General features: G+C 64.3%; 15 protein-coding genes and 1 tRNA gene. 9 read left to right on the top strand and 7 right to left on the bottom strand.

What is annotated here, in order from left to right; genetic code table 11:
• Nucleotides 1–222: 222 nt before the first annotated feature.
• From ACFC4D_RS07005 to ACFC4D_RS06995, 3 genes are all read right to left on the bottom strand, one after another.
• On the bottom strand, nt 223–7,542 hold the full coding sequence (locus ACFC4D_RS07005; protein ID WP_376062074.1) for an amino acid adenylation domain-containing protein: 7,320 nt from the start codon (nt 7,540–7,542) through the stop codon (nt 223–225).
• A gap of 198 nt (nt 7,543–7,740) precedes the next feature.
• Nucleotides 7,741–8,721, bottom strand: coding sequence for a helix-turn-helix transcriptional regulator (locus ACFC4D_RS07000; RefSeq protein ID WP_364641192.1), 981 nt, complete (start codon nt 8,719–8,721; stop codon nt 7,741–7,743).
• A gap of 59 nt (nt 8,722–8,780) precedes the next feature.
• Entirely contained in the window at nt 8,781–9,539 is a 759-nt protein-coding gene (locus tag ACFC4D_RS06995) for a M23 family metallopeptidase (RefSeq protein ID WP_375962909.1), read from the bottom strand.
• A gap of 279 nt (nt 9,540–9,818) precedes the next feature.
• Between ACFC4D_RS06995 and ACFC4D_RS06990 the strand changes: the two genes are divergently transcribed.
• Nucleotides 9,819–10,868 (top strand): nitronate monooxygenase, encoded by a 1,050-nt coding sequence (locus ACFC4D_RS06990; protein WP_376062073.1) that lies wholly within the window; start codon nt 9,819–9,821, stop codon nt 10,866–10,868.
• Between the two features lie 57 nt (nt 10,869–10,925).
• Nucleotides 10,926–11,318 carry an SCO5389 family protein gene (locus ACFC4D_RS06985; RefSeq protein ID WP_364641202.1) on the top strand — a complete coding sequence of 131 codons (393 nt, stop codon included), beginning with the start codon at nt 10,926–10,928 and terminating at the stop codon, nt 11,316–11,318.
• Nucleotides 11,319–11,372: 54 nt separating this feature from the next.
• Here ACFC4D_RS06985 and ACFC4D_RS06980 read toward each other — a convergent pair whose 3' ends face one another.
• Nucleotides 11,373–12,752 (bottom strand): protein kinase, encoded by a 1,380-nt coding sequence (locus tag ACFC4D_RS06980; RefSeq protein ID WP_376062072.1) that lies wholly within the window; start codon nt 12,750–12,752, stop codon nt 11,373–11,375.
• Between the two features lie 140 nt (nt 12,753–12,892).
• On the opposite strand from ACFC4D_RS06980, the gene ACFC4D_RS06975 reads away from it, so the two are divergent.
• Nucleotides 12,893–13,318, top strand: coding sequence for an EF-hand domain-containing protein (locus tag ACFC4D_RS06975; RefSeq protein WP_376062071.1), 426 nt, complete (start codon nt 12,893–12,895; stop codon nt 13,316–13,318).
• Nucleotides 13,319–13,374: 56 nt separating this feature from the next.
• On the opposite strand, the gene ACFC4D_RS06970 is transcribed toward ACFC4D_RS06975, so the two are convergent.
• Together ACFC4D_RS06970 and ACFC4D_RS06965 are read right to left on the bottom strand one after the other, a co-directional pair.
• Nucleotides 13,375–14,994, bottom strand: a complete 1,620-nt coding sequence (locus ACFC4D_RS06970; RefSeq protein ID WP_376062070.1) for an acyl-CoA synthetase — start codon at nt 14,992–14,994, stop codon at nt 13,375–13,377.
• Nucleotides 14,995–15,177: 183 nt separating this feature from the next.
• Nucleotides 15,178–16,815: a long-chain fatty acid--CoA ligase gene (locus ACFC4D_RS06965; protein ID WP_376062069.1), complete on the bottom strand. Its 1,638-nt coding sequence runs from the start codon at nt 16,813–16,815 to the stop codon at nt 15,178–15,180.
• Between the two features lie 494 nt (nt 16,816–17,309).
• Between ACFC4D_RS06965 and ACFC4D_RS06960 the strand changes: the two genes are divergently transcribed.
• The 5 genes from ACFC4D_RS06960 (at nt 17,310) to ACFC4D_RS06940 (ending at nt 23,797) form a co-directional block, all read left to right on the top strand.
• Nucleotides 17,310–18,779, top strand: coding sequence for a flavin-containing monooxygenase (locus tag ACFC4D_RS06960; RefSeq protein WP_376062068.1), 1,470 nt, complete (start codon nt 17,310–17,312; stop codon nt 18,777–18,779).
• Between the two features lie 109 nt (nt 18,780–18,888).
• Entirely contained in the window at nt 18,889–19,743 is an 855-nt protein-coding gene (locus tag ACFC4D_RS06955; protein ID WP_376062067.1) for a methyltransferase domain-containing protein, read from the top strand.
• Between the two features lie 94 nt (nt 19,744–19,837).
• Nucleotides 19,838–19,910: transfer RNA gene (locus tag ACFC4D_RS06950), tRNA-Arg, on the top strand.
• 606 nt (nt 19,911–20,516) lie between these two features.
• Nucleotides 20,517–20,945, top strand: a complete 429-nt coding sequence (locus tag ACFC4D_RS06945; RefSeq protein ID WP_376062066.1) for a hypothetical protein — start codon at nt 20,517–20,519, stop codon at nt 20,943–20,945.
• Entirely contained in the window at nt 20,942–23,797 is a 2,856-nt protein-coding gene (locus ACFC4D_RS06940) for a tetratricopeptide repeat protein (RefSeq protein WP_376062065.1), read from the top strand. Before ACFC4D_RS06945 ends, ACFC4D_RS06940 begins: the two co-directional genes overlap by 4 nt.
• A gap of 1,184 nt (nt 23,798–24,981) precedes the next feature.
• Here the strand turns inward: ACFC4D_RS06940 and ACFC4D_RS06935 are convergent.
• On the bottom strand, nt 24,982–25,146 hold the full coding sequence (locus ACFC4D_RS06935; RefSeq protein ID WP_376062064.1) for a hypothetical protein: 165 nt from the start codon (nt 25,144–25,146) through the stop codon (nt 24,982–24,984).
• A gap of 219 nt (nt 25,147–25,365) precedes the next feature.
• Between ACFC4D_RS06935 and ACFC4D_RS06930 the strand changes: the two genes are divergently transcribed.
• Complete coding sequence (locus ACFC4D_RS06930) at nt 25,366–26,325, top strand: ADP-ribosylglycohydrolase family protein (protein WP_376062063.1); 960 nt, start codon at nt 25,366–25,368, stop codon at nt 26,323–26,325.
• The last annotated feature ends 112 nt before the right edge of the window (nt 26,326–26,437 follow it).

Genomic DNA, 26,437 nt, shown 5'->3' with positions numbered 1-26,437 from the left:
GCCGAAAATCGCTGCGCTGTTCCCCGCCCACCCGAATCATTGAATTGTTCCGACCTATCCAGTTCCCCAAAGCTTCCGCGCGCCGACAAGCGTCGGGGGTGCGCGGGCCGGCTCGCCTATCGTTGCCAGCTCTCGGAGAGTAACCCCACTGGGCGAACAACCCGGAAAAATTATGTGGATAGCGAACGCGGGCCGTCTGGGACGACGGCCCGCGCGGTCATATCAGAGGCCGTGACCTGCGGGGATCTCTTCGAGGGTGGTGAAAATCACGTTTTCCACTTCCTTCGAATGGGAACCCCCCTCGACAATCACGGCCCGCAGGTCATCCGGCGCAACCGAATTCAGGGCGAGCACACCCGCGGCATCGGTGAACAGGTGCGTGACCCACTCGTCCGCCAATGCCTCAGACAGACCGTCCAGTTCTTCAACCAGCACGATCGACGCGCCCACGACACCCGCCGAAACCAGCTCCACCAGTGCCAGCGCCGCATCGGCGGGTCCGCGGTGGAACGTCCTGGACTCGAAGGTCAGCTCGGTCGCGGTGCGCACCCGCTCGACCGCGGCGGCCAGCCCGTTATAACTCAGCACACCCGTGCCCGAGATGTACGCCGCGTCATCCCCGCGCAGTGCCCGGGTCCGGCTGGCGTAGGTCACCGGCCGCTTCGACTCGGCGGCGATCTGCGCGACCACCTCCGGATCATCGAGCACCAGCCAGTCGATCCCGGCGGCGGTGACCGGCGCGGAACCGCCTGTCACACCGACCTTCACATCCAGTCCCGCCGCATCGGCGGCGGCCAGCGGCACCAGCATCGCGCCCGCCTTGAGCACCGCCCATGCCGCGACGACCTGTTCCACACCGCGCTCGAGATGCACCACCACACCCGCGCCCGGCCCGCTGCCGTGCGCGATCAGCACCCGCGCCAATCGCGAGGACCGCGCGTCGAGCTCCTGGTAGGTGAGGACCTCATCGCCCCAGACCAGCGCCGGGCCGTCCGGATCGTCCTCGACCGCGGTGGTCAGCACCTGGGTCAGCGCCGCACCGCGGGTTACCGCCGCCACCGGCTCCGGGGCCTCCGAAACCTGCTGTGCCACACCGGCTTCCGGAGCGTCCAGCAGCGCGATATCGCCGACCGCGATATGCGGATCGGCAGCCACCGCGATCAGGATGCGCTCCAGCACCCGCCCGAACGATTCGACCGTCGTCTCGTCGAAAAGGTCTGTGGCGTAAGCGAAGATCACATCCAGCTCGCCCAGCCCGCCGTCCGCGCCCGCGCGCGGCTCCATACTGATCTGCAGATCGAACTTCGCCGCCGCCAGATCGGTATCGATGGCGGACACCCGCAGACCGGGCAGCTCCAGCACCGGCGTCTCGGTGTTCTGCAGCGAAAGCACCACCTGCAGAAGCGGATTCGCCACCGACCGGCCCGGCGCCGCCACCTCGGACACCCGCTCGAACGGGACATCGGCGTTGGCGAACGCGTTCAGATCGGTCTCGCGCGCCCGGGCGACCAGTGCGTCGAACGGCGCGGCCACATCGACCGCGGTGCGCAGCGTCAGCGTATTGACGAACATGCCGACCAGATCGTCCAGCGCCCGCTCACCACGGCCCGCGACCGCGGTGCCGATCACCACATCGCCGGTGCCGGACAACCGCGCCAGCCAGGCCGCGACCGCCGCGTGCACCACCATGAACAGCGATGCGTTGTGCCCGCGCGCAATACGATTGAGTCCGGCGTGCACCTCGGCGGGCAGGCTGAAGTCCAGGAACGCGCCCGCCATGGTCGACGTCGCGGTCCGCATCCGGTCGACCGGCAGACCCGGTCCCGCGGGCAGATCCGCCAGCTGCTCCCGCCAGAACGCCAATTGCGCTGCGGCGGTGGAGTCTTCGTCCGATTCCACACCCACGACCGCGCGCTGCCACACCGCAAAATCGGCGTACTGCACAGCCAGCGGCGTCCAGTTCAGATCCTGTCCGGCGGCGCGCGCCAGATAGGCGGTCATCAGATCCCGCGCCAGCGGAGCCATCGACGCGCCGTCCGCGGAGATGTGATGCGCCACCAGCACCAGCAGATAATCGTCCGGATCGTCGCCGGTGATCAACCGCACCCGGACCGGAACCCGTTCCGCCACATCGAATCCGGTGAAAACCAGCTCGGAGACGCGCGCGCCGATATCCGTCGCCCGCTCGACCTCGAGCCCGTTCGGCAGCACCTCGGCCACCGACAGGATCTCCTGATAGGCGGCCGCCCCCGGAGCCGACTCCGGATACCGGGTGCGCAGCACCTCGTGCCGGGTCAGCACATCCTCGACGGCCTGCCGCAGCGCGGGCACGTCCAGTGCGCCCTGCAGGCGAATAGCCATCGGGATGTTGTACGCGGGCGAATCCGGATCGAACTGATTCAGCACCCACATGCGCTGCTGTGCCAGCGACAGCGGCACCCGCGCGGGCCGCTCCCCCGCCAGCAGCGGCGGCCGCGCCCCGGTGCCCGCACCCGGCACGATGCGCGCCGCGAGCCCGGAAACCGTTGAGGTCTCGAACAATTCGCGCACGCCGACATTGGTGTCCAGCGCCTCGTTCACCCGGGCCACGGCCCGGGTGGCGATCAGCGAATTACCGCCCAGCTCGAAGAAGTCGTCATCCGCGCCCACCCGGTCGGTGCCGAGCAGATCCGCGAAGACCCCCGCCACGATCTCCTCGATCGGGGTGGCGGGCGCGCGGAACACCTTGGCCTCGAACACCGGCGCGGGCAGCGCCTTGCGATCCAGCTTGCCCGAGGCGTTGAGCGGGAACTCGTCCAGCACCAGCACCGCCGACGGCACCATGTACGACGGCAGGGACTGCGCCAGTGCGGCTTTGAGCTCCTCCGGCTCGGCGGCACCCACCACGTAACCGATGAGCTGATCCCCGGCGTGCGCGTCCGCGCGCACCACCACGACCGCCTGCGTGACACCCGGCCGCGCCAGCAGCGCCGCCTCGATCTCGCCCAGTTCGATGCGCAGACCGCGCAGCTTCACCTGGAAGTCGGTGCGCCCCAGGTACTCCAGCTCCCCGGCATCGCTCCACTTCACCAGGTCGCCGGTGCGGTACATGCGCTCGCCGTGCCCGAACGGATCGGCGACGAACCGATCCGCGGTCAGATCCGGTCGCGCCACATATCCGCGCGCCAACTGCACGCCGGCCAGATACAGCTCACCCGCGACACCCACCGGCACCGGATTCAATCGCGAATCCAGCACGTACACCTGGGTATTGAAGACCGGTGCGCCGATCGGCACCGAGCTGCCGTCCAGATCGGTCACCTCGTGATAGGTGACGTCGACCGCGGCCTCGGTGGGCCCGTACAGGTTGTGCAGCCGGGCCCCGGTCAGCTCGCGCAGCTGCTGGGCGGTACCGCCCGGCAACGCCTCACCGGAGGCGAACACCTGCCGCAACCGCAGCCCGGCGGCCTCGGACCGACCGAGCGTGCCAACGAAGACCGAAAGCATCGACGGCACGAAATGCGCTGTGGTAATACCTTGTTCGGCAATTACCTGCGCCAAATACACAGGATCGCGATGCCCATCCGGCTTGGCAACCACCAGTCGCGCCCCGGCCTGCAACGGCCAGAAGAACTCCCAGACCGACACGTCGAACGTCGCCGGAGTCTTCTGCAGCACCGCGTCTTCGGCGGTCAGCCGGTATTGCGCCTGCATCCAGACCAGCCGGTTCACGATGGCGCGGTGGCTCACCGCCACACCCTTGGGCTTACCCGTGGAACCGGATGTGAAGATCACATAGGCCGTATTGTCCGCCGCCAGCGGCTGATTGCGCTCGAGGTCGGCGATGGGCGACCCATCGAGACCCTGCGCGGCCCGCTCCAGCTCTTCCACGTTCAGGGTGGTGATGGCCCGCCCGGACTCGAAACCGTCCGCGTGCGTGGTCAGAATCATCCGGGGCTGCGCGGTATCGAGAATATGCCCGATGCGGTCCAGCGGCTGATCCGGATCGATCGGCACATAGGCCGCGCCCGCCTGCACCACCGCGTACATGGCGACGACGAGTTCGGTGGAGCGCCGGATGGCAAGCGCCACCAGCGCTTCCGGCTCCAGCGCGTACTGCCCCATCATGAGCCGCCGCGCCAGCCTGTTGGCCCGCTGCTGCAATTCCCGATAGGTGAGCCGCTCATCCTCGAAGACCAGCGCGATGGCGTCCGGGGTGGCCGCCACCTGCGCGTCGAACATCGAAACCAGCGTCGGCGGAACGCCTTCCGGCAATCCGACCGCGGCCTCCAGATCGAATCCGGTGGCATTCCAGTCGCGCACCACCCGCTGCCGCTCGGCGGCATCGAAAATGGCGACATCGCCGACCGCGATACCCGGATCCGCGGCCACCACGCCCAGGATCCGTTCGAACCGCTCGGCGAACACCGCCACCGTGGCCTCGTCGAAAAGGTCAAGGGCGTAAGAGAATTCACCCGCGAGTCCACTGGCGTCGCCGCGCTCGTCATGCGATTCGGCCATGGTCAGCTGCAAATCGAACTTCGCGAACGGAATCTCGAGATCGGCACCCGCCACACTCAACCCGGGCAGCTCCAGCCGCGTCGGCGCCATGTTCTGGAACGCCAGCATCACCTGGAACAGCGGATTGCGCGCCTGCGACCGCGCCGGATCCAGCAGCTCCACCAGGCGCTCGAACGGCACGTCGGCATGCCCGAAGGCGCGCACATCGTGCTCGCGCACGCTCTTGAGCAGGTCCTCGAAGCTGAGCGCCGGATCCACATCGCTGCGCAGCACCAGTGTATTGACGAACATGCCGATCAGATCGTCGAGTTCGGCCTCACCGCGCCCCGCCACCGGCGTGCCGATGGCGATATCCCGGGTGCCCGACAACCGCGCCAGCAGCACCGCCAGCGCCGCGTGCACCACCATGAACAGCGTGGTGTTCCGGCTCTCGGCCAGCCGCCGCGCCCCGGCGTACACCTCATCGCTGATCCGGAAACCGAAGGTCCCGCCCTGATACGAGGCGACCGGGGGCCGCGGCCGATCCGACGGGAGCACCAGCTCATCCGGCAGATCGTCCAGGGTCGCCCGCCAGTACGCGATCTGCTGTGCCAGCAGCGATTCCGGATCGTCCTCGCTGCCCAGCGTCTCGCGCTGCCACACCGCATAATCCGCGTAGTGCACCTCCAGCGGCGTCCACTGCGGTTCGGCGCCGCGCGCCCGCTCGGCGTAGGCGGTGACCAGATCCCGCGCCAGCGGTCCCATGGACACGCCATCGGCGGAGATGTGATGCACGGTGGCGACCAGCACGAACTCTTCGGCGGCAATCCGCAACAGCCGCAGGCGAATCGGCGGGGCGGTCGTGACATCGAAACCGGCGCCGACGATTTCGGCCACCCGCTCCGGAATATCCGCCGCGTCGATATCGACCAGCGGCAGCTCCGGCACGGCCCGGGCGTCGGTCACCGGGAGCACCAGCTGGTAGCCCTCGCCATCCACCTCGGGGTAGATGGTCCGCAGAACCTCGTGCCGCGCAACGAGATCCCGGGCGGCCGCCCGCAGGGCCTCGACATCGACCGCACCGCTCAACCGCACCGCCAGCGGGATATTGTCCACCGCGCTGTCGGGATCGAACCGGTTCAGGAACCACATGCGCTGCTGTGCGAACGACAGCGGTATCCGCTCCGGGCGCGGCAGCGAGCCCAGCGCCGGACCGGCGGCCGGGGCGGTCTCACCATCGAGCCGCTGCGCCAGCGCGGACACCGTGGAAGCCTCGAACAGCACGTGTACCGGCACCCGCACATCGAGGGCGGTGCCGATGCGGGCCGCCGCCTGCGCGGCCAGCAGCGAGTTGCCGCCCAGCTCGAAGAAGTCGTCATCCGCGCCGACGCGGGCGTCCGGATTATCCGGAATCAGCAGCGTCGCGAAGACCTGCGCCACCGCCTCTTCCGTCGGCGTGGCGGGCGCGCGGAATTCGCGGGCGGCGAAAACCGGCTCCGGCAGGGCATTACGGTCCAGCTTGCCCACCGGTGTCAGCGGAATCTCGTCCAGCAGCACGATGGCGGCGGGCACCATGTACGCGGGCAAGGATTCGCCGACGAACACCGCCAGCTCATCGGCGTCGAGGGTGGTTCCCGGGCGTGGCAATACATACGAAACCAGCGCTACCGCGCCCGACGGTAGCGTCTTGCCAAGTGTCGCAGCGTAATCCACATCCGCGTGTGCGGTGAGAGCATTGTCGATCTCGCCGAGTTCGATGCGCAGACCGCGAATCTTCACCTGGAAATCGGAGCGGCCCAGGTACTCGATCACGCCGGATTCGGTCCGCTTCACCAGGTCACCGGTGCGGTACAGCCGCGCCCCCGGCGCCTCGGTCGCCTCGCCGAATGGACTGGCCACGAACCGTTCCGCCGTCAACCCCGGTCGACGGTTGTACCCCTGTGCCAACGCCGGACCCGACAGATAGAGCTCACCGACGACACCGTCCGGCACCGGCCGCAGTCGTGCGTCGAGTACGAACGCGCCGACACCCGGCACGGCAGACCCGATGGTCACCGCCTCGCCCGGCAGCAGCGGTGCGCTGCTGGTGGCCAGAATCGTCGCCTCGGTGGGCCCGTAACCGTTGTAGAACGACCGCTCGGCGGTGGCCCAGCGGCTCACCAGTTCCGGCCCGAACTTGTCGCCCGCCACCACGACGGTCGTAAGTTCGCTCAGCCCAGTCGAATCCACCGACTCCAGCGCACCGGGCGTGATCAGCACATGCGAAACCCGTTCGCGCCCCAGCAGTTCCGCGAGCTCGACACCGCCGAACACCCCGGCCGGCGCGATCACCAGCGTCGCACCGGCGGTGAACGCCAGCATCAACTCCAGGACCGACACATCGAAACTCGGCGAACATACGTGCAGCACTCGCGAATCCGCGGTGACGTCGTAGTGCTCGCGCTCGGCGGCGACCAGTCCGGCCAACCCGGTGTGCGTGACCACCACACCCTTGGGCTTACCGGTGGATCCCGACGTATAGATGACATAGGCCGGATGCTGCTCGGTGAGCGCGCGCACCCGGTCCGCGTAGGAGATCGGGTGCGAAGGCTGCGAAGCGATCCGCTCCGCGCGCACCGGATCATCCAGTTCGATCCAGTAGGTGGCGGTCCCCAGCGATCCGCGATGCTCCCGGGTGGTCAACCCGAGCACCGCACTCGAATCGGTGAGCAGATGTTCGATTCGATCCGGCGGATAGGCCGGGTCGACCGGTACATAGGCCGCGCCGGTCTTGGCGATGGCCCACACCGCGAGCACGGATTCGATGGATCGGGTGATGCCGATGGCGACCATATCGCCCGGTCCGACACCGCGGCCGATCAGTTCACGCGCCAGCTGGGACGACTGCGCGTCCAGGTCGCGGTAGCTGATCTCGCGCTGGTCAGCGGGCTGACCGGTCGGGTTGTACCGGATGGCGATGGTATCGGCCGCGGATTCGACCGCGGCGGTGAGGAGCTGCCCGAAGAGAGGGCTGCCGGACCGACGCCGACGAGAACCGCGAGCTGTACGGCGGGCAGTATCCATTCGAGTGCATTCACCTCTCGGGTCAAACGGTCCCCACGCCGAAGACCTTCGGCCGACCCAAGTCGACGACGGCGGCGCCCGGGTAGGCGGACTGAGCAATCATATCGGGCTCACAGAGCCGCGATCACGGCCTCGAGCTCAGTGACTATCGGTACCCGTACCGGAGCGTTGCAACCATGTGACCTGAGCCACAGCCATTTACAGCCACCCTCTACGGGTGGCCTGCACGCCCGCCTGGAACCGGGTGCTGGCCCCGAGCCGCTCCAGCAGACTCGCGGTGCGCCGCACCACGGTTCGCCGCGACAGGCCCAGCCGTCGCGCGATGGTGTCATCGGTGGCGCCCATGCTCATCAAGGTCAGAATGGCCCGATCCCGCTCATCGAGGGATTCCGAGGGATTCACCGAGATGGGCGTGGCCATGGACCACAGCGAGTCGAACGTCTTGACCAGCAGATCCAAGGTCGGTGAGGGTCCGACCCGCACACCCATCGGATCCCCGCGCCGCTCATCGGTGTGCAGTACCAGTACGGCCCGGCGATCATCGGCCAAGATCAACTTCATGGGCGGATCGGGCAGTGTCCGCGCCTGTGCGCCCACCGCATTGGTGGCCAGCACATGCCGCAGGCGCTCCGCGTCCTGGTAGATCGTCTCCTGATAGAGCGTCCGATAGTCGATGCCGGCGGTGATCCGAGCCGACTTCAACTCGAACAGCCGCTCCTCGGTCTCGACATCGGATAGGAACGGCCCGCGCTCCACAACCTTCACAACCGAATGCGCCGTATGCTGCAGATCCTCGAAATCGGCGAGCAGCTGCCGCCGTTCGTAGACCGCGACCACCGCGCCGTCGGCATCGGTGGTGCGCCGCACCGAGCGGAACGTCTCACCCAGGCGGGCTGCGGCCGATTGCATGCGCAACATATCGCCGCTGCGGCGTCGAGTCTCGGCCTCGGACAAGGCTTCCGGGGCATGCGCGTCCCAGCGCACGGTGCCGTTGTTCTCGGTCAGTCGCACCGCGGCCTCGAGATGGCACAGTGCTTCCAGCGCCGCCTCGGCTATCCGAGGCGGGCAGCCCAACCGCTCGGCCACCTCGAACGCGGTCGAACGCGGATGCTGTACGAGCACCGCGTAGGCGCGGCCGTGCAGCGAGGCAGGGTCGAATAGGTCATCCAGTGTCGTCACCGCGCCCACCGGCATACGCCGGTCCGGGAAGCGCCCGTTCGCGTGGGCCGGTGAACGCTCTACTGGTCCGGGCCCCACTGCTGCTGCATGATTACGCCCTTGCTGGCCAGCCATGGCAGAGGATCCGTCTTCGTTCCGTTGGCATCCCAGATCTCGAGGTGCAGATGAGGTCCGGTGGAGTTGCCGCGATTGCCGACAGTGGCGATCACATCGCCGGTATTGACCCGCTGTCCGGCGGATACGTACATGTCATTGACGTGCCCGTAGACAGCGGTGGTGCCATCGTCCTGCAGAACGCGCACCCAGAGACCGAAACCGGAAGCCGGACCGGCCTCCACCACCGTGCCACCCATGACCGAGTGGATCGGGGTGCCGATGGCATCGGCGAAGTCGATCCCGTAATGCATTGCGCCCCAGCGCGAACCGAAGCCGGAGCTGATCACGCCCACATCGACCGGCCGCACCGCGGGGGCGGGAGCCAGCTTCTGCTGCAGATCCTTCAACGTGGCTTCGGCCTGCGCCAAGGGGTTCGCGATCTCCGGCGGCAGATTCTGCAATCCGAAGGGCGCGGGCGCGGGAGCCGCGACAGGTTTGCCGCCATCCGCAACCGGTTCGGCTGTCGGAGCGGGAGCAGGCGCGGCGACATCGGCGGCCTGCTTGACCGACTGCGCCACATCGCGCAGTGCGAGATCCTGTCCAGCCGACTTATCCTCATGATTGGGGGCGATCGGCGCGGCGTGGGCCAGCGCGGGAACCATCTGCGTCGCGGTGCCGATCAGGGCACTCGCGGCGACCGCGGCTCCGGCGGCGACCTTCACGCGGTCAGCGGTGGAGGGTTCGGCCCGGTGCCGTTTACGTGCGACGGCGCCAGTACGACCGGCACCAGAATCACCAAGCAAGTCCATAACTGATACGGAGTTCGCGGTCTCTCTGTGGTGCGACAAAGCTCGTCCTAGCGTTCGATAGTCCGGTAACGATTCGGCATCGCTGTGACAGAAACAATACTCCCCCGTGACCATTCCGCAACCTTGCGTTCGAAGATTCCAGGTGGTAGCTGCCACCGGTTGATCACGTCCGGAAATCGGGAGCGCACACTGATGCGTGTGCTACTCGATGAGCTGAATACGCCGATCGTGCTGGCCCCCATGGCGGGCGGTCCGTCCACACCCGAACTGGCGGCCGCGGTGTCCGATGCGGGCGGCTTGGGATTTCTCGGGGCCGGATATCTCGGCGCGGAAGATCTCGGCGGGCGAATAAAGCAGACGCGCACCCTCACCTCCGCGGCATTCGGCGTGAATCTGTTTTACCCCTCCGCACCTAGTCCTGTGACCAGTTTCGGTGACTATGTTGATCAGCTGGCACGCGAATTCCCTGTCGGCGAACCGAGATTCGATACCGACGCGTGGGCGGCCAAGCTCGAACTGCTGATCGCCGACCCCGTTCGCGTCGTCTCAAGCACCTTCGGCTGCCCCTCCCCCGAGGAGATCGCACGACTGCACGCGGTCGGCACCGAGGTTTGGGTGACCGTCACCTCGGTGGCCGAAGCCCGCATCGCCGCCGAGGCCGGTGCGGACGCGCTCATTGCCCAGGGCGGTGAAGCGGGCGGCCATCGCGGCAGCTTCGCCGACCGGCCCGAAGACGACACCGCCGATCCGCTCGGCCTGCTCGCGCTATTGCAGCTGCTGACCGCCGCCGTCGATCTCCCGGTGATCGCCACCGGCGGCATCACCACCGGTGCGGCCCTCGCCGCGGTGCTGACCGCCGGAGCCGCGGCCGCCCAGATCGGCACCGCCTTCCTGCGCTGCCCCGAGGCGGGTACCGCACCCCTCATCCGCGATGCCATCACCCTCGACACCCCCACCATGCTCACCCGCGCCTTCACCGGCCGCCGGGCGCGCGGACTGCGCAACCAGTTCATGCTTGACCATCAGCAGGCCCCGGCCGCCTACCCCGAAATCCATTACGCCACCGGGCCTTTGCGGGCCGCCGCGCGTGCCGCGGGCAATGCCGACGAAGTGAATCTCTGGGCAGGTCAAGCGCATTCGCTCGCACCCGAGCTACCGGCGGGCGAGCTGGTCCGGCAGCTGTCGCTGGAAGCGAAAGAGGCTCTGAATAGGGCGGTTTCGATCCGAATCCAGGGTTATTGACAACGGTTAGCGATTAGAATCGGCTGACACCATCCGCCATCCCATGAGGAGAGCGATATGTCACTCGACGTACCCAGCGCACTACTCGAGCGCGCCGAACGCGGTGAAGTCAGCGATGACGAATTCGTGGAATGCGTCCGCAGCTCACTGCCCTACGCATATGAGGTCGTCAGCCGGGTGGCGGCCGATTTACATTCCGGCACACAGGAATACGCGGACAATGTGATCCCGCCGCCGGACGAGGTGGCCCGTGGCCAGCTGCTGCGCGCCATGGCCTCGGACGCCATCCGCGGCGGTCTCGAACGTCACTTCGGCGTGAAGCTCGCCTTCCAGAACTGTCACCGCGTCGCGGCGTTCCCGCTCGCGGCGGTCGGCGGCGATACGTACAGCACCTTCATCTCGACCCGCGCACAGCTGCTCAACCAGAGCCCGGAGCTCCGTAACTGCTGAGCGCACAACGGTATCGGCGCGGCCGGAGCATTCCGGCCGCGCCGCTGCGCGCGCTCAGGGTTTCGGCCGCCGGAACAATTTGACCTGCCGATACGCCGCGTAAACGCATAGGGCGAATGACCCGTCGAACCAGGCGTGGGCGAATATCCCCGCACCCCACGATCCCCAGCCCGGCGAGAAGGTGATGCAGACCGCCGCGATCGTCAACATTCCGAAGAACACGCATCCGATGGCGATCGCCACCCACAGCACCACCCGCCAGAATGTGATCGGCGGCCGGGTCGGATGCGGCCCGGACCCCCGCTGCGGAAACTGCTGCACCGTAGGCGAATAAGCCTGCGCCGCAGGCGGATAACTCGGCGCGGGTGAATAGTGCTGAGCGACCGGCGGATAGCTGTTCTCCACCGGCGCATAACCCGGTGCGACCGAAAGCCGAACCTGAGCGGCCGCGTACCCGGGCGCGGCGACCTGGCCGCCCGGCACGGCCGGTGCGTAACTCCGTGCGGCCGGTGGATAACTCGGCATCGGCTGTGGATGGCTCTGTGCCGCGGGACCGTAATTGGGCGATATCGGGACGGGGCCGCGCATCGGTATGGGTTCGGACACGTGCACCGGGGCGGGGGCGTCGAGCGCCGTTCGCGCCGCGGCGGCCAGTTCGCCCGCACTCTCGTAACGCTGGTCCGGGGTCTTGGCCAGACCGCGCGCGATCACCCGATCCAATGCCACGGGCACCGCGGGTGCGAGCGCGCTGGCACGGGGCGGCGGGGCGGTCATATGGGCGAGCATCTGCTGGGCCGCGTCTTTGTCGCCGAATGGTCTTTTGCCCGTGAGACATTCGAACAGCAGGCAGGCCAGCGAGTAGACGTCGGACCGGATGTCATCCACCCCGGAGAACCGTTCCGGAGCCATATAGGCCCAGGTGCCGACGGTGACGCCGGTGGAGGTCAATGCCGTCGATCCCGCTCCCCGCGCCAGTCCGAAGTCGATCAGGTACGCGAATCCGCTGGGCAGCACAACGACATTCGACGGCTTCACATCCCGGTGGATCAGCCCCGCGTCATGCGCCATATCCAGCGCCGAGGCGATCTGCTCCACCATGTCGACGGCGGCGGCGGGCGCGAAGGCCCCGCGGTGTTTGAGGACATCGTCGAGATCGGTGCCGTCGATCAACTCCATATCGATGAACAGGCGTCCGTCGAGTTCACCGAAGTTGTGGATGGGCACGATATGCGGTCCTCGCAGTCGCGCCGCCAGCTGTGCTTCCCGTTCGAATCGCCGCCGATAGTCCATATCGGTGGCGAGGTCCGCGGGCAGCACCTTCAGCGCCACATCACGCCCCATACGGGTGTCCTGTGCCAGCCACACCTGCCCCATACCGCCCTGCCCGAGCAGCATGATGAGCCGATAGTGACCGAGCGTCCCGTCCCCCAACAACCGTCTTCCTTTCAAACACCCGTATCGGGCAGGCGCTCAGCATACGACCCTCGGGTGACGTATCTCCCGCGCTCTTGACCGCCACTCCCCGTGTGCGTAATTCTGCTGCCGGAGACCACAATCTGCATAGAGGAGCACCCGTGGCGAGCAACGACCCCGCCGACACCTTCGACCTCTGGGATCGAGACGGTGACGGCCAGATCTCCGCCGACGACATCCTCGCGGGAATCACCGCCCTGGGCTTGGAAATCGACGAAGCCGCCGTGCAGCGCCTGGTAGCCGCCGCCGACACCGACGGCGACTGGCTCATCTCCCGCGCCGAATTCGACGCCGCGCGCCTCGGCCGCGACCCCGAAATCACCGACGCCGACGCCGCTTTCGACACCTTCGACGTCAACCGGAACCAGCTCATCGAGGTCGACGAACTCGAATCCCTCCTCCGCACCTGCCCGGACCTCTCCGAGGAGTCCGCCGAATCCCTCCTGGCGGCCGCGGACACCGACGGCGACGGCCACCTCTCCCGAGCCGAATTCGCCGCCCTCCTCGCCGAGCTGGCCCGAAGATAGAGACGCCAACGCGATTGCGCTGGCGTCCGGTTCGGCGTTCCCCCGGATTCCCAGCCTTACACTTCGAGCAGCTTCCGCTTCAACACCTTCCCGGTCGGGTTGCGCGGAAGCTCTTCCAGGAAAACGACTTCCCGGGGCACCTTGTACCGAGCCAGATTGGTCTTCACGAACTGCCGCACGTCATCTTCGGTGAAGCGCTGCCCCGCATGGACGACCACGAACGCCTTCAGCCGCGCACCGTACTGGTCATCCGGAACCCCGATGACGGCAACCTCGCGGACCGAGGAATGCGTGTACAGCAATTCCTCGACCTCGGCGGGAAACACGTTCTCGCCACCGGAGACGATCATGTCGTCATCGCGCCCGTCGATGAAAAGTCTTCCGGCACTGTCGAAATGCCCCACGTCGCCCGACGACATGAGGCCGCGAATGATCTCCTTGTGCCCGCCGCCCGTATATCCCTCGAACTGGATGACATTGCCGACGAAGATCCGCCCGGTCTTCCCGGCGGGCAATCGTTTGCCCGCATCGTCGAGAATTTCGACCCGCGACCCGAGAACCGGGCTGCCCACGCATCCGGGCTCCACCGCCAGATCATCCGGCGTCGCGATGGTCGCGTACGCGACTTCGGTTGAGCCGTAAAGGTTGTAGACGACCGGCCCGAAAGTCGCCGTCACCTCGCGGCACAGTTGCGCGCCCAATTGCGATCCCGCCACGAAGATAATGCGCAGCGCCGACAGATCGCGCCCGGTGACGCCCTTACCGCCGAGGTCGATCATGCGCGCCAGCATCACCGGCACCGCGATAACCGTCGTGGCCCGGTTCCGCGCGATGCTGTCGATGGCGGCCTGCGGATCGAATTTGCGGCGCACCACGAGCGTGGACCCGAAGCCGAGAGTCAGCATGCCGCAGGCGAATCCGAGGGTATGGAACATCGGGGCGCAGCATTCGGTGACCTCGCCCGCCCGGAACGGCACCTTGGACAGCAGTCCGCCCAGCGGTGCGAGCGATTTCGGTTCCGGCCGGGCCGCACCCTTGGGCGTTCCCGTGGTGCCGCTGGTCAGCAGGATGATTCGAGGTTCGGCCCCGGGCCCGGGCGGGGCGGCGGGGGAACCCGCCGCGATCAGCGCTTCCAGGCTGTTGTCGCTCGGCTCGTCCGTCCAGGCCAGATAGCCGGCACGCAGCGGTGTCACCTCATCGAGCATGTGCGCGTATTCCGCGTCGTACACCAGCAGATCGGTGCCCTCGCGCGTCGCCACGTCCCGAATCTGCGGTCCCGCGAAGTCGGTGTTGAGCAGGATGATGCGCGCCCCGCATTTGGCCGCCGCGAAAATGGCGTCCACCAGCCCGCGATGGTTGCGCGCCAGAATCGCCACGCCCTCACGGGGTTTCAGCCCGCGTTCGCGCCACGCGTTGGCGAGCCGATTGGAGCGATCCTCCAATTCGGCGAAGGTGAGCGAGCCCAGTTCGTCGATCAGCGCGGTGCGCTCCGGATAGCGCGCGGCCGAAAGCCGCAGTGCGGCGGCGATGGTCCCGTAGCGCAGCAGCGAGGTGGCCGCGGACAGCAGCACCGTCGGCGATTCGATGCGCGCCAGCCCCGCATCCAGGAACAGCCGCGCGGATTCGAGCTCGAGATAAGCCCGCTCCCCCACCGACCGAAGCACTCCGAGCGTCATACAACACCCCATCCTCACGTCCCACCCCACTGTGGGCATCTGCCCTCAAACTAACCGCGCCCACGGCCCACCGCCAGAGCCCGTCGAACCTCGCGCCCCGGCGCGCGGCGCCCGCCCGGCGCGCCCCCGCACACGCCGAGGCCCGCACCCTCCCGAAAGTGGATGCGGGCCTCGGACCGGAACTCAGGACAGCGTGGTGACCGTCAGCGCGCCGTCGGCGTACTGCGCCCGCAGCCGCTTCTTGTCGAATTTGCCGACCGAGGTCTTGGGCACCTCGTCGATGAAGGTCCAGTGCTCCGGCAGCTGCCATTTGGCGAACTTGTCGGCCAGAAAGTCGCGCAGCTCTTCGGGTTTGGCTTCCGCACCCGCCGCGAGCACGACGGCGACCAGCGGCCGCTCATCCCACTTCTCATCCGGAATGCCGATGACCGCGGCCTCGGCGACCGCCGGATGACCGACGACCGCGTTCTCCAGATCCACCGAGGAGATCCACTCGCCACCGGACTTGATGACGTCCTTGGACCGATCCACCAGCGTCAGATAGCCATTGGGGCTGATCTTGCCGACATCACCGGTGCGCAGCCAGCCGTCGTCGAACTTGTCGGGATCGACCACCGTGCCACTCGGCGAGTAGTACGAGCCGGTGATCCAGGGACCCTTCACTTCCAGCTCACCGAGGGCGACACCGTCATTCGGCACCACGGAACCGTCATCGCCGACCAGGCGCGCCTGCACACCTGCGGGGAAACGGCCCTGGGTATAGCGGTAGGCCCATTCCTCATCGCCTTCGGCGGTCGCGGGCGGATGCGCCACGGAACCGAGCGGGGAGGTTTCGGTCATGCCCCAGGCGTGCAGCAGTTTGACGCCGTGCCGCTCCTGGAAGGCACGCATCATGGACGGCGGCACCGCCGCGCCGCCGACGACGCAGGTGCGGAGATGGGAGATGTCCTGCGGCGCGGCCTGCAAACCCGCCAGCACACCACCCCAGATCGTCGGCACAGCCGCGGCGAAGGTCGGCTTGATCGCAGCCATCATCTCCAGCAACGGACCCGGTTGCAGGAAACGGTCCGGCATCAGCAGGTTCGCGCCCGACATCATCGCCGCGTACGGCAGACCCCACGCGTTGGCGTGGAACAGGGGCACGATCGCCAGCACCGTGTCGGCTTCGCTGAAACCCATACCGTTGGGGGCGCAGACCTGCATCGCGTGCAGGAAATTCGAGCGATGGGAGTAGACCACGCCCTTGGGGTCACCGGTGGTGCCCGAGGTGTAACACATGCCCGCCGCCGACCGCTCGTCCACGACCGGGTAATCATAGGTATCAGGTTGCGCGGCAAGCAGTTCCGCGTACGAATGCACCTGCACACCCTCGGGCGCGGTCAAGCTGGAGGCGTCACCGTTGGCCACGATCACATGCCGCACCGTCTTCAGATTCGGCAGATACTGCGCGAACATCGGCACCAACGTGCCATCGACGATCACCACCTGATCCTCGGCATGATTGGCCACATACCCCAACTGCTCCGGGAACAGGCGAATGTTCAACGCGTGCAGCACCGCACCCATCGCCGGCACCGCCACGTACACGACCATGTGCTCATTGTTGTTCCACATGAAGGTCCCGACCCGATCACCCTCACCGATGCCAAGGTCACGCAAGGCATTGGCAAGACGGGCCGCATCCGCGCCGATCTCGGAGAAAGTCTGGGTACGGACCCCGTCACCGGTCCAGGTCGAAATCGTGCTCTCACCCTGGAAGGTGGACGCGTACTTCAGCAGTGTCGCCAGCGACAGCTGCTCGTCCTGCATTGTGCTCAACATTTCCCAACCGCTCCCTACATATCCCTACTGGAGAGTGAACTGAGTCACTGCCCCGGAGGATAGCTGAAATCGGACATCGGGGGTTCGGGGCTGGGCAGATAACAGCTGCGGGTGGCGGACCCCACCTCCGCCACCCGCAGCCAGCGCCGACCTGCCACCGCCTACGCGATGACCTGCCGGCCTCGAAGTCCCGGCCAGGAGCGAGCTTGCAACGACGCCCCCTGCGGCGCCGCAGAATAGCCAATCACTAACCAGGACAAGCAAATTGGAGCAAGATTCTCCGTGAATATAGGTAGTGGAGCGGTGGGCTGTCCAGTCGGCGACAGCGTCGCAGGTCAGACGGTGCTCACCGTCCCAGAAAGATTCCGGTGAGCCCGGAGGATCCCGGCACCGGCAAACACTGCGGTGCGAACACTCGCCGAAATGGCCGAAAATATAGATTCGATGACCGTGGATGTCTGCGTGACCAGCGCCGATGGCTTTACTGTCGAATCATGAATCGTGAGCCGTCCATCCTGATCATCGGCGCCGGGTTCGCCGGGCTCGGCATGGCGCTGGAGCTGCAGCGCCACGGCCTGACCAACTTCACCATTCTGGAGAAGGCCGCCGATCTGGGCGGCGTCTGGCGGGAGAACACCTATCCCGGAGCCGCCTGCGATGTGCCCTCACCGCTCTACTCGTGGTCGTTCGAGCCGAAATCCGATTGGCCGCGCCGGTTCTCGCATCAGGCCGATATTCACGAGTACATGCGCACGGTCGCCGAGAAGCACGGCCTGCCCGCGAAAATCGAGTTCGGGGTGGAGGTCGTCGAGGCGGAATTCGATGAGCAGTCCGGCATTTGGCGGGTGCGCACCGCCGACGGCGTCACCCATATCGCGGATATTCTGATTCCGGCGGTGGGGCAGCTCTCCCGTCCGGCCATGCCGAATCTGCCGGGCATCGACAGTTTCACCGGGGCGGCATTCCACTCCGCGCAATGGGATCACTCGGTCGACCTCACCGGCAAACGCGTGGCATGCATCGGCACGGGAGCCAGTGCCATTCAATACATTCCGGCGATTCAGCCGAAGGTCGCGCAGCTGACGCTGTTCCAGCGCTCGGCCGCCTGGGTGCTGCCCAAATTCGACACCGAGTACACCGCGCTGCATCACACCCTGTTCAAACACGTGCCCGGCACGCGCGCGGCGGAGCGGTTCGCCATCTGGGCGCTGTTCGAGGTACTCGCGTTGGCGCTCACCGATATTCCCGCGATGAAGACGCCGGTGATCGCGCTCGCGGATCGGCATCGGGAGAAGCAGGTGCCCGATCCGGCCTTGCGCGCCAAGCTGACTCCCGATTACGCGGCGGGCTGTAAGCGCGGCTTGTTCTCGAACGAGTACATGCCCGCGCTGGGACAGCCCAATGTGCACGTGGAGACCACCGCCATCGAGGCCGTCACCCCCACCGGCATCCGCACCGCGGACGGGGTGGAGCATCCGGTGGATGTGATCGTGTACGGCACCGGGTTCAAGGGCACGGAATTCCTTGCGCCCATGCATATTTACGGCTTGAACGGGCGCAAGCTGGCCGATGAGTGGTCGGCGGAGGGTGCGCGCGCGTACCTGGGCATGTCGGTGCCGGGCTTCCCGAATCTGTTCATGATGTACGGGCCGAACACCAATGTCGGCTCGGGTTCGATCATCTACATGCTGGAGTCGCAGGCCCGGTACATCCGGCAGGTGGCGGAGTATCTGGCGGCGAAGCCGGGCCGGTTCCTGGCCGCCAAGCCCGAGGTCGAACAGTCCTGGGACGACTGGTTGCAGCGGCGTTTGAAGGACACGCCCTGGAACTTCTGCTCCAGCTGGTATCGCAACGCGTCGGGGCGGATCACCAATAACTGGCCCGGGGCCACCGTGCTCTTCCGCTGGAAGACAAGCACTTTCAAGCCGTCCGATTATGACGAGGAGCGCGCCCCGGGCCGCTGAGGTTCGCACCCTTGACTCACCCTCCGAACTGTCTGAGACTGTTACTGCCGTCATCTAGAATTGTCTGAGACGCAGACAATGAGATCGGCAGACCGTTCGGAGGGTCTCAATGACGCTGCACTCTTCGCCCCCGGCCCACTCGACCGCCGCCATCCCCGTCGAAACCCTGCCCGAACGCACCGCCCGCTGGGCCCGCGAATGCGCCGAATGGGCCAAGGTCCCCTTCCTGCCCGCGGGCACCCGAGTCGGCCGGGTCTACGACGTCGTCGGCCCGCGCAATCTCTTCGGCGAGGATTCGCTGTTCATCAATCTCGGCTACTGGCATGACAATCCGGCCAGCCTGGACGAGGCCAGCCGCGATCTGGCCCGGCTGGTAGCGCGCGAAGCCGAACTCGGCGCCGACGATATCCAGCTCGATATCGGCTTCGGATACGGCGATCAGGATTTCCTGTGGGCGCGCGAATTCGGCCCGCAGCAGATCATCGGCATGAATATCGCCACCGAGCAGATCGAGATCGCCACCCGCCGCGCCGCCGAACTCGGCCTGAGCGATCAGATCAGCTTCGAATACGGTTCCGCGATCGACCTGCCGCGTCATGACGAATCCTGCACCAAGGTCACCGCACTCGAATCGGCCTTCCACTTCCCGTCCTACCCGCGCTTCTTCGCCGAGGCGTTCCGGGTGCTGAAGCCGGGCGGCAAACTGGTCACCGCCGACATCATCATGCGAAACGACCTGCGCCGCTATAAGAAGTCACTGCTCGAGGCCGGTTTCGACAATGTCCGCGTCTACTCGATCCGCGCTGACGTCTACCCACCCCTGGCCCGCTACCTCGGCAAACGCCTCCGCGATCCGGACATGCGCCGCGTGAATCCGGTGCTGCGCGCCACCTTCAGCGGTCCCGGCCTGCTGGCCTGGGGCCCCTGGGCCGACTACATCATCGCCGTCGGCACCAAGATGTAGCACCCAAAACCATCCACACTGATATGAATGCGCCCTCGCGGCCCCCGACCAGGTAGACTCCCCGACGTTCGGGTCGGCCACGGCCACCGGTTCAGCCTTCGTAGCTCAGGGGATAGAGCAACCCTCTCCTAAAGGGTAGGTCGCAGGTTCGATTCCTGCCGAGGGCACTTCTGGTTCTGACCTGCGCGAATCCGCGCAGTTACACCAATGCCCGTCCCGTACCACGCTCAAACACCAAGGAACTCTCACCCCTAGCACCGTGAGATCGGGCAGGTCTCGACCTTGTCGCCTACGGAGGCATCGACTTCGAGGCTCGCCGGGACATCACCGACATCGGGACCTGTGAGTTGGCGAGATGGCACCGTTTGAGGTCGACTCCCTGGACTTCCGAGAGAACATAGTCCTAGCACTCGGCAGGGACGTCGGCCACGAGTTTCTCCTCTTCGGCGACAAGGCGCATCGCTCTACGCCAATACCTTCGCATCCACACCCGCCACCCCAAAGCCACCAACGACAACCCAGCTCTACGGCCTGGCAAGAGAGGCTCGGTAACGAGCTGAAGCATCTATCAAATCCTTGAACGTTCGCACGAAAGAGGCAGGCATCAAGTATCTTCGCCCGCACCACCTCCTCCACTTCTTCGCCCATAACTTGCTCGCTGAGGGCGGGTTGGAACAAGACCTGATGATGCTGGCGGGCGGGCGATCGACGGGCCGAGAGCCTTCGTGCCGATTACAGTGTGTCGCTGCATATTTCGATCTAGCATCAGTCAAATGAAACGAAAAATGCTGGCATGGTTTGCGGTGCTGGCTGGCTGTGCAGGGTTGGGCCTCTGCACATGGCAGTTCATCACTATCGGTCTAGACGGAGCAAGTAAGCTCGCAGGCGTCCTAAGCTTTTTCGCCGGTCTGCTATCGCTAGCAGTTGCGGTATGCGGCCTCCTCCTGACACGTCCATCGGCCAAACATCAGTCCATTGCCAATTCCGCCGTGGGTGGATCGATCAGTCAGATTGGAAGGATCAACGGAAAGGTCGTTCTGCGCCAGACCGGCAGCCACAGCACCTCGCCGTTGACTCCACCGCCTTCATCGACGGGCACATCCACGTCGGAACAATCTGGCAGTCAATCAATTACCAGCAGCACTGCCGGTGGTTCATTGAACCAAATTGCCGAAGCTGGCGAACTCGAAGTCGAGCAATGAAAATTCCATGGAAGCGCAGATCAAACAACGGCGGACAAACGGCCGAAAATCTTGCTATCGGTCGCGACTTCGTGATGATCAACACCGTTGACGGACCTTTGTCGATTAGTCTAGAAAACAAGCCATACAAGCTAGCTAACCATTGTATAGAACCATCAAAAATAGATCCCAATAGCGCACGTCAGCAACCTTCCAAATTGTTACTTGCAAAGTTTCAAGTCGTTCCATTCATTGGCCGAATCGAAGAATTCGAATCCTTGAATGAATGGCTTGAAACTCCGGAATCATTGAGCGTTCGACTCTACTACGGAAAAGGAGGTCAGGGAAAGACAAGACTAGCTCAAAGAATTGCGGAAGAATCTTCTTCGAAAGGATGGCACTCGTTTAACGCAACCCATACAGCTGATAGCTCGACAGGTCCACACAATAGGTCAATTTCAGCAGCCGGGTCAGTGTTGATCATTGTGGACTATGCCGACCGATGGCCGTTATCTCATTTACATGCTTTGGTATCAGATTTCAACCTAGGCCCGAATTCACACCCATATAAAGTCAGAATTCTGATGCTCGCTAGATCCGCAAGATCATGGTGGCCAGCTCTAGCTGGATCTATCGATAGCGAATTGGGTGTGGAATCAGATTCCACGGAACTTCGCCCGCTTGAGACAGCCACACTTCGCGCGGAAATTATTGCAACTGCTGCGGCAAGTTTTGCAGATGCATTGGCTCTGGAATTTGATTCCAAAGTCGAGCTACATGGAAGTCCTCTGCTGTTTGATGGCGAGTTAGAAACCGCACTGTCGATGCATATGGCAGCTCTGGTGGCCGTCGACGCATATCATCGCGGGGAAGAAATGCCCGCAAATCAAATTGCTTTGTCGGCATATCTACTCCGTCGCGAATTCGCGTACTGGGGTATTATGCATGAGCAGAGACTTATATCGACCAACCCCGATATAATGCAAAGATCCGCCATTACAGCCACCCTGACAGGCCAGCTAGGAACCAAGGCCGCCTCTATGGTGCTCGATGAAATTGGGCTGGCATCGTCAAAATCTCAAGCAATGATGATTATTGATGACTACCAACGATGCTATCCATCGGATAGCGAAATGGTAGCACTTGATCCGATGCAACCAGATCGCCTCGGTGAGGACTTTTTGGCTCTTGCAATCCCCGGGAACACCTTGCCAACAAATCTAGGAATTGGAGCTGACCGCTGGATTAGCAATGCAATACCAGAACTCCTCACAATCAAGGGACGTGACACAGTTCCTATATGGATCGCTCATGCCATTACAGTTCTAGTGGAAACGGCTCATCGATGGCCTCATGTTTCAAAGAATACCCTATTTCCCCTATTGCGGAAGGAACCCAGTCTCGCGATTGCCGGAGGAGCAGCTACATTAATACGACTTGTCGACCTGCCGGATATTGATCCAACGATACTGGATAAGCTCGACCATTGGATTCCGGACGATCCTGCCCCTGAATTCCAGGTTGCCGCAGAAGCGATCAACGCCGCATTGGTGACCGTACGGGACGAATTATTTCGCGAGCCCGTGGAACGGGCGGCAATTTTATCGATGCGAGCAAACAGGCTTTCCAATGTTGGTCGTTATACAGAGGCTTTGGAATGCTGCGATAGCGCGATAGAGGAACTGCAATCACCAGGCTTACTAAATTCTGACCTAAATACTCTACTAATCGGGTCACTAAACCAGCGTGCCGCACTTCTGCATGCCCTGAAGAAATTTGACCTAGCCGTGGAGAGCGCAAATAATGCTGTTGCACTTCTGCGCTGTACCCCGAATGTACCCTTGCTGAAGCAGGCTCAATGCCTGAGCAATCTCGCTGCATTGTCATCTTCAACCGGAGACTACTTGCGCGCAAAATCAGCGGGCCTGGAGGCGATAACAATTCTCAGGGAATTGCCATCTTCCGATTCCGATGATGTCGTCCGCATTCTCTTGGCAGCTCTTTCAAATTACGGCACTACGTTAACGTCAATGGGATTCTTTGATGAAGCGTTAGCAATATTCGGCGAATCCGTCAAAGTCGCAAAGAGTAGCAAAGTGCCACCTTCGCTGAGGGCTAATCCGATTCAGAATTACGGAACCACTCTCAATTACTTAGGACGACATCGTGAAGCAGCGATTCATCTAACAGTATCCGTTAGTATATTTGAACAGCTCGCTAAAGTTAACCCCGCAATTTACGGACCTGCACAAGGATCGGCATTGAATGCTTTAGCGGAGACATTATTAAGCCTAGAATTGCACGCCCCTGCGGCGCAGATTGCAAACGAGTCTGTGAATCTTTTCGAATCTTTGCCCACATCAATTCGGACCGTTCACGACGAAGAGTATGCGAGCGCACTAGAATACCACGGTATGGCACTGAGTGGGCTTACCCATGGTGGTGAGTCTGTTCAGCGTCTCGATAAAGCACTAGCGCTACGGGAAAGACTGTCGAGATCGAATATCGAATCGCGTCTGAAACTCTCCGGCACGCTCTTAAACATGAGCAGAGCCTCTGCCAGAGCCGGAAACCGTGAACGCGCTGCAGAACTATGCGAGCGGGCAGTTTCAGTTCTGAAAACAATAGATGATTCAGAGGCCGGGAGAGTTCACTTGGCGATTGGCCAAGCGCTCTCCGAATATGCCTTCTTGTGTGCGCTATTGAAGGACAGAATGGAAACTGGCATAGCGGCGGCAGAACAGTCGATGAACATTCTCGCTTCTCTAGACAGGCGTTTTCCAAATACGCTGGATAAATGGTTGAACCGGACGCGGATAACATACGAAGTTCTCAACAAGCAACGAAAACAAGGAGGTTCGATCTCTCCCTAGTGACGTTCAGCTGACAGGCCCGGAGCCACCTCGTTGGGATGAGCTGGTGATCGCGAACCGCTGCGGCACGATCGATCCAGTCCTGGCGCAGCGCAAGCGCACGATCATAAGTTGCTCGCCGCACATCACCGTTATCCGCCGCGGCGGCCAAATAATTGGAGACCCTTCGGTTCGCCACATCGATGTCGGACCACAATCTCCCCATCTATGAACTCCCGCAGCGGCTCCGGAACAGCCGAGGCTGATGGAAGTCCCTTGTACGGCACACGAGCCAACACTCCATCGGAGTCCGGCGTGCCCCGGAAAGTAACTCCTTCAGGGAACTCATCGAGCCACCAGCAGTTCGGCCAGTTCTTGACATCCAGGACATCGCGGCTACCGGGGACGACAGTGTCGCGGGCGTACTCCACCAGCTTGATCGCGACTTTCCTTATCGACGCATCGTCTGCCCTTAGTCGGCCCTAAGTGTCTTCCATCGTCGAATCCCTCACGAGTGAGCAACCCGCGGTATCCGGCGGCGATTGCTACATCGTAAATCCCCTGTGGCACAACAAAGTTTGAGATCACCCAAGCGTTGCATCGTTCTTGGTCGGTCAGCGCCAGCGCAGCAGCCGAAGAGATATACGAGACGTTTGAGATACCAGGATCGGCTAACGAACCACCCCGCGAGACTGTAGACCCGAACTACGGATTTTAGTGCAGGACTTATAGATTCGCGCATGGATTGTTGTCGAGCAGGCAGTCCGCCTCACCGTGACGGTCCAGACGGCGTGCTCCAGCGTCGCTCCCGTAACCAGTCGACGGCACGTCGCGCCGATCACCACTCCACCAGGAGATCGCTCGCGGCGGGCCACGCCTGGCCGCCCTCGTGCTGCGACGGCCGCGTTGATTCCTGGAGTATGGAGTGCTCCCAGCCTGTTGACCCAAGACACCAACTTGGTTCCCCAGCGGTTTCATCACCCCGTCTGACCCGACGGCAAGACCGACACCAGCCGAGTCCACGGACGTATTGCTATGAACAAAACACCTACCGCTCGCCCACCGACCAGTTGGGCACCTTCACCCCCCCAGCAGCAAGAGCGGCCCCGTTATCTACCTGTGCGCCTGTGGCCCGCAATGAGATTTTCGCCAAGGATTGCGTCCCGTACTGACCGCCTGGCACCGCTAGGGTGCCCGACCATGTCTCACAACCAGCAGACCGTGGGAATACCTACCGAATAGCTGACAGCGATGTACCCGACGATTCGCCGCCGCAGATTCGCGGTCGCCGCCACCAGGAGCCCCTGGATGCGGACTTCGGGATCGTGATCACCGAGGGACACGATGGTGAGATACTCGCGCGACGCCAAGCCGAAGTACTGCGGGAGATCACCAAATGGCCGATGTCGCGACAGAAGGGGCCGACCCTGAGCCTCGGCACCGACCCATCGAAATAGGAAGCCTCGACGGTTGACGACCTAACACTTGCCACTGTTCAGGTCGAAATCGGCTTCGATGACCAGTCGACCGGCGAGAAGATGCCGGTCGGCACTGTTCGTGCCCTGCCGAGGGCACTTAGAGTCCGTGCGGTGCATGTCGATCTGATGCTGGACGCACTCGACGGGCTTTCCGTGGGGGATGCGGTGGGGGCCGAATTTCCGATTCTGCGACGGTCCGTCGCGGAGCTGCGCGTTGGGGAGTTGCCGCCGGGGCGGTGGGAGTGGACCGATGACACCGAGATGGCGTGCACGGTGGTCGGGGAACTGCTCGAATTCGGGGAGATCGATCAGGATCGGATTGCCGCCAGGTTCGCGGAGCGCTGTGATCAGCGACGGGACTACGGGTTCATGACCGTGGACACCCTCGGGCGGATCGGACGCGGGGTGCCCTGGCGGCAGGTGGCCGCGGCGGCGTTCGGCGGTGACGGTTCGTGCGGGAACGGCGCGGCCATGCGGGTCGCGCCATTGGGCGCGTTCTATGCCGAGGATGTGGAAAGGGTTGTGGCCGAGGCTGTTCGGTCGGCGCAGGTCACCCATGCGCATCGAGAGGGCGTGGCCGGTGCGGTGGCGGTGGCGCTCGCGGCCGCGACGGCGGCGCGCGGACGACTCATCGGAAAGCGGCCCGCCCCTGGGGAATTCATCGATTCGGTGCTCGATCGACTCGGCAATGGCGAGACCGCGCAGGGGATTCGGCGGGCGCACGAGCTGCTCGGCGGCTCCGCCGAACAGGCCGCCGAGGAATTGGGCACCGGGATTCGGGTGACGGCGCAGGACACCGTGCCGTTCGCGATGTGGGTGGCGGCAACGCATCTCGACGACTATCGGGCGGCCGTCGCGACCTGCGTCGGGGCGGGCGGGGATACCGATACGACGAGCGCGATCGTCGGCGGGATCGTGGCGGCGCATACCGGGGGACGCGAGGGCGGGTTGCCCGCGGCGTGGCTGGCGGCACGGGAACCGCTGCCCGGTTGGCTGCCGCCGGTGCGGTCCGCGGGACCCGGAAAATCCGCGACCGGGTGGTTGCGGCGATGGCTGTCCGGTAAGTCCTAGCCGGTCAGCCAGCCCTTTTTCATTGACCGCTACATAGTGTCGCGGTCACCCTTGCCCATGCGGCATCCACCGGGGTACCGTCGTGCCATGACATGATCGCGACACCATGTCA

This window comes from Nocardia sp. NPDC056000 (assembly GCF_042269265.1).
GTDB lineage: Bacteria > Actinomycetota > Actinomycetes > Mycobacteriales > Mycobacteriaceae > Nocardia.
Note: the sequence above shows the minus strand (reverse complement) of the source record. Positions and strands in the feature narration are given on the sequence as shown.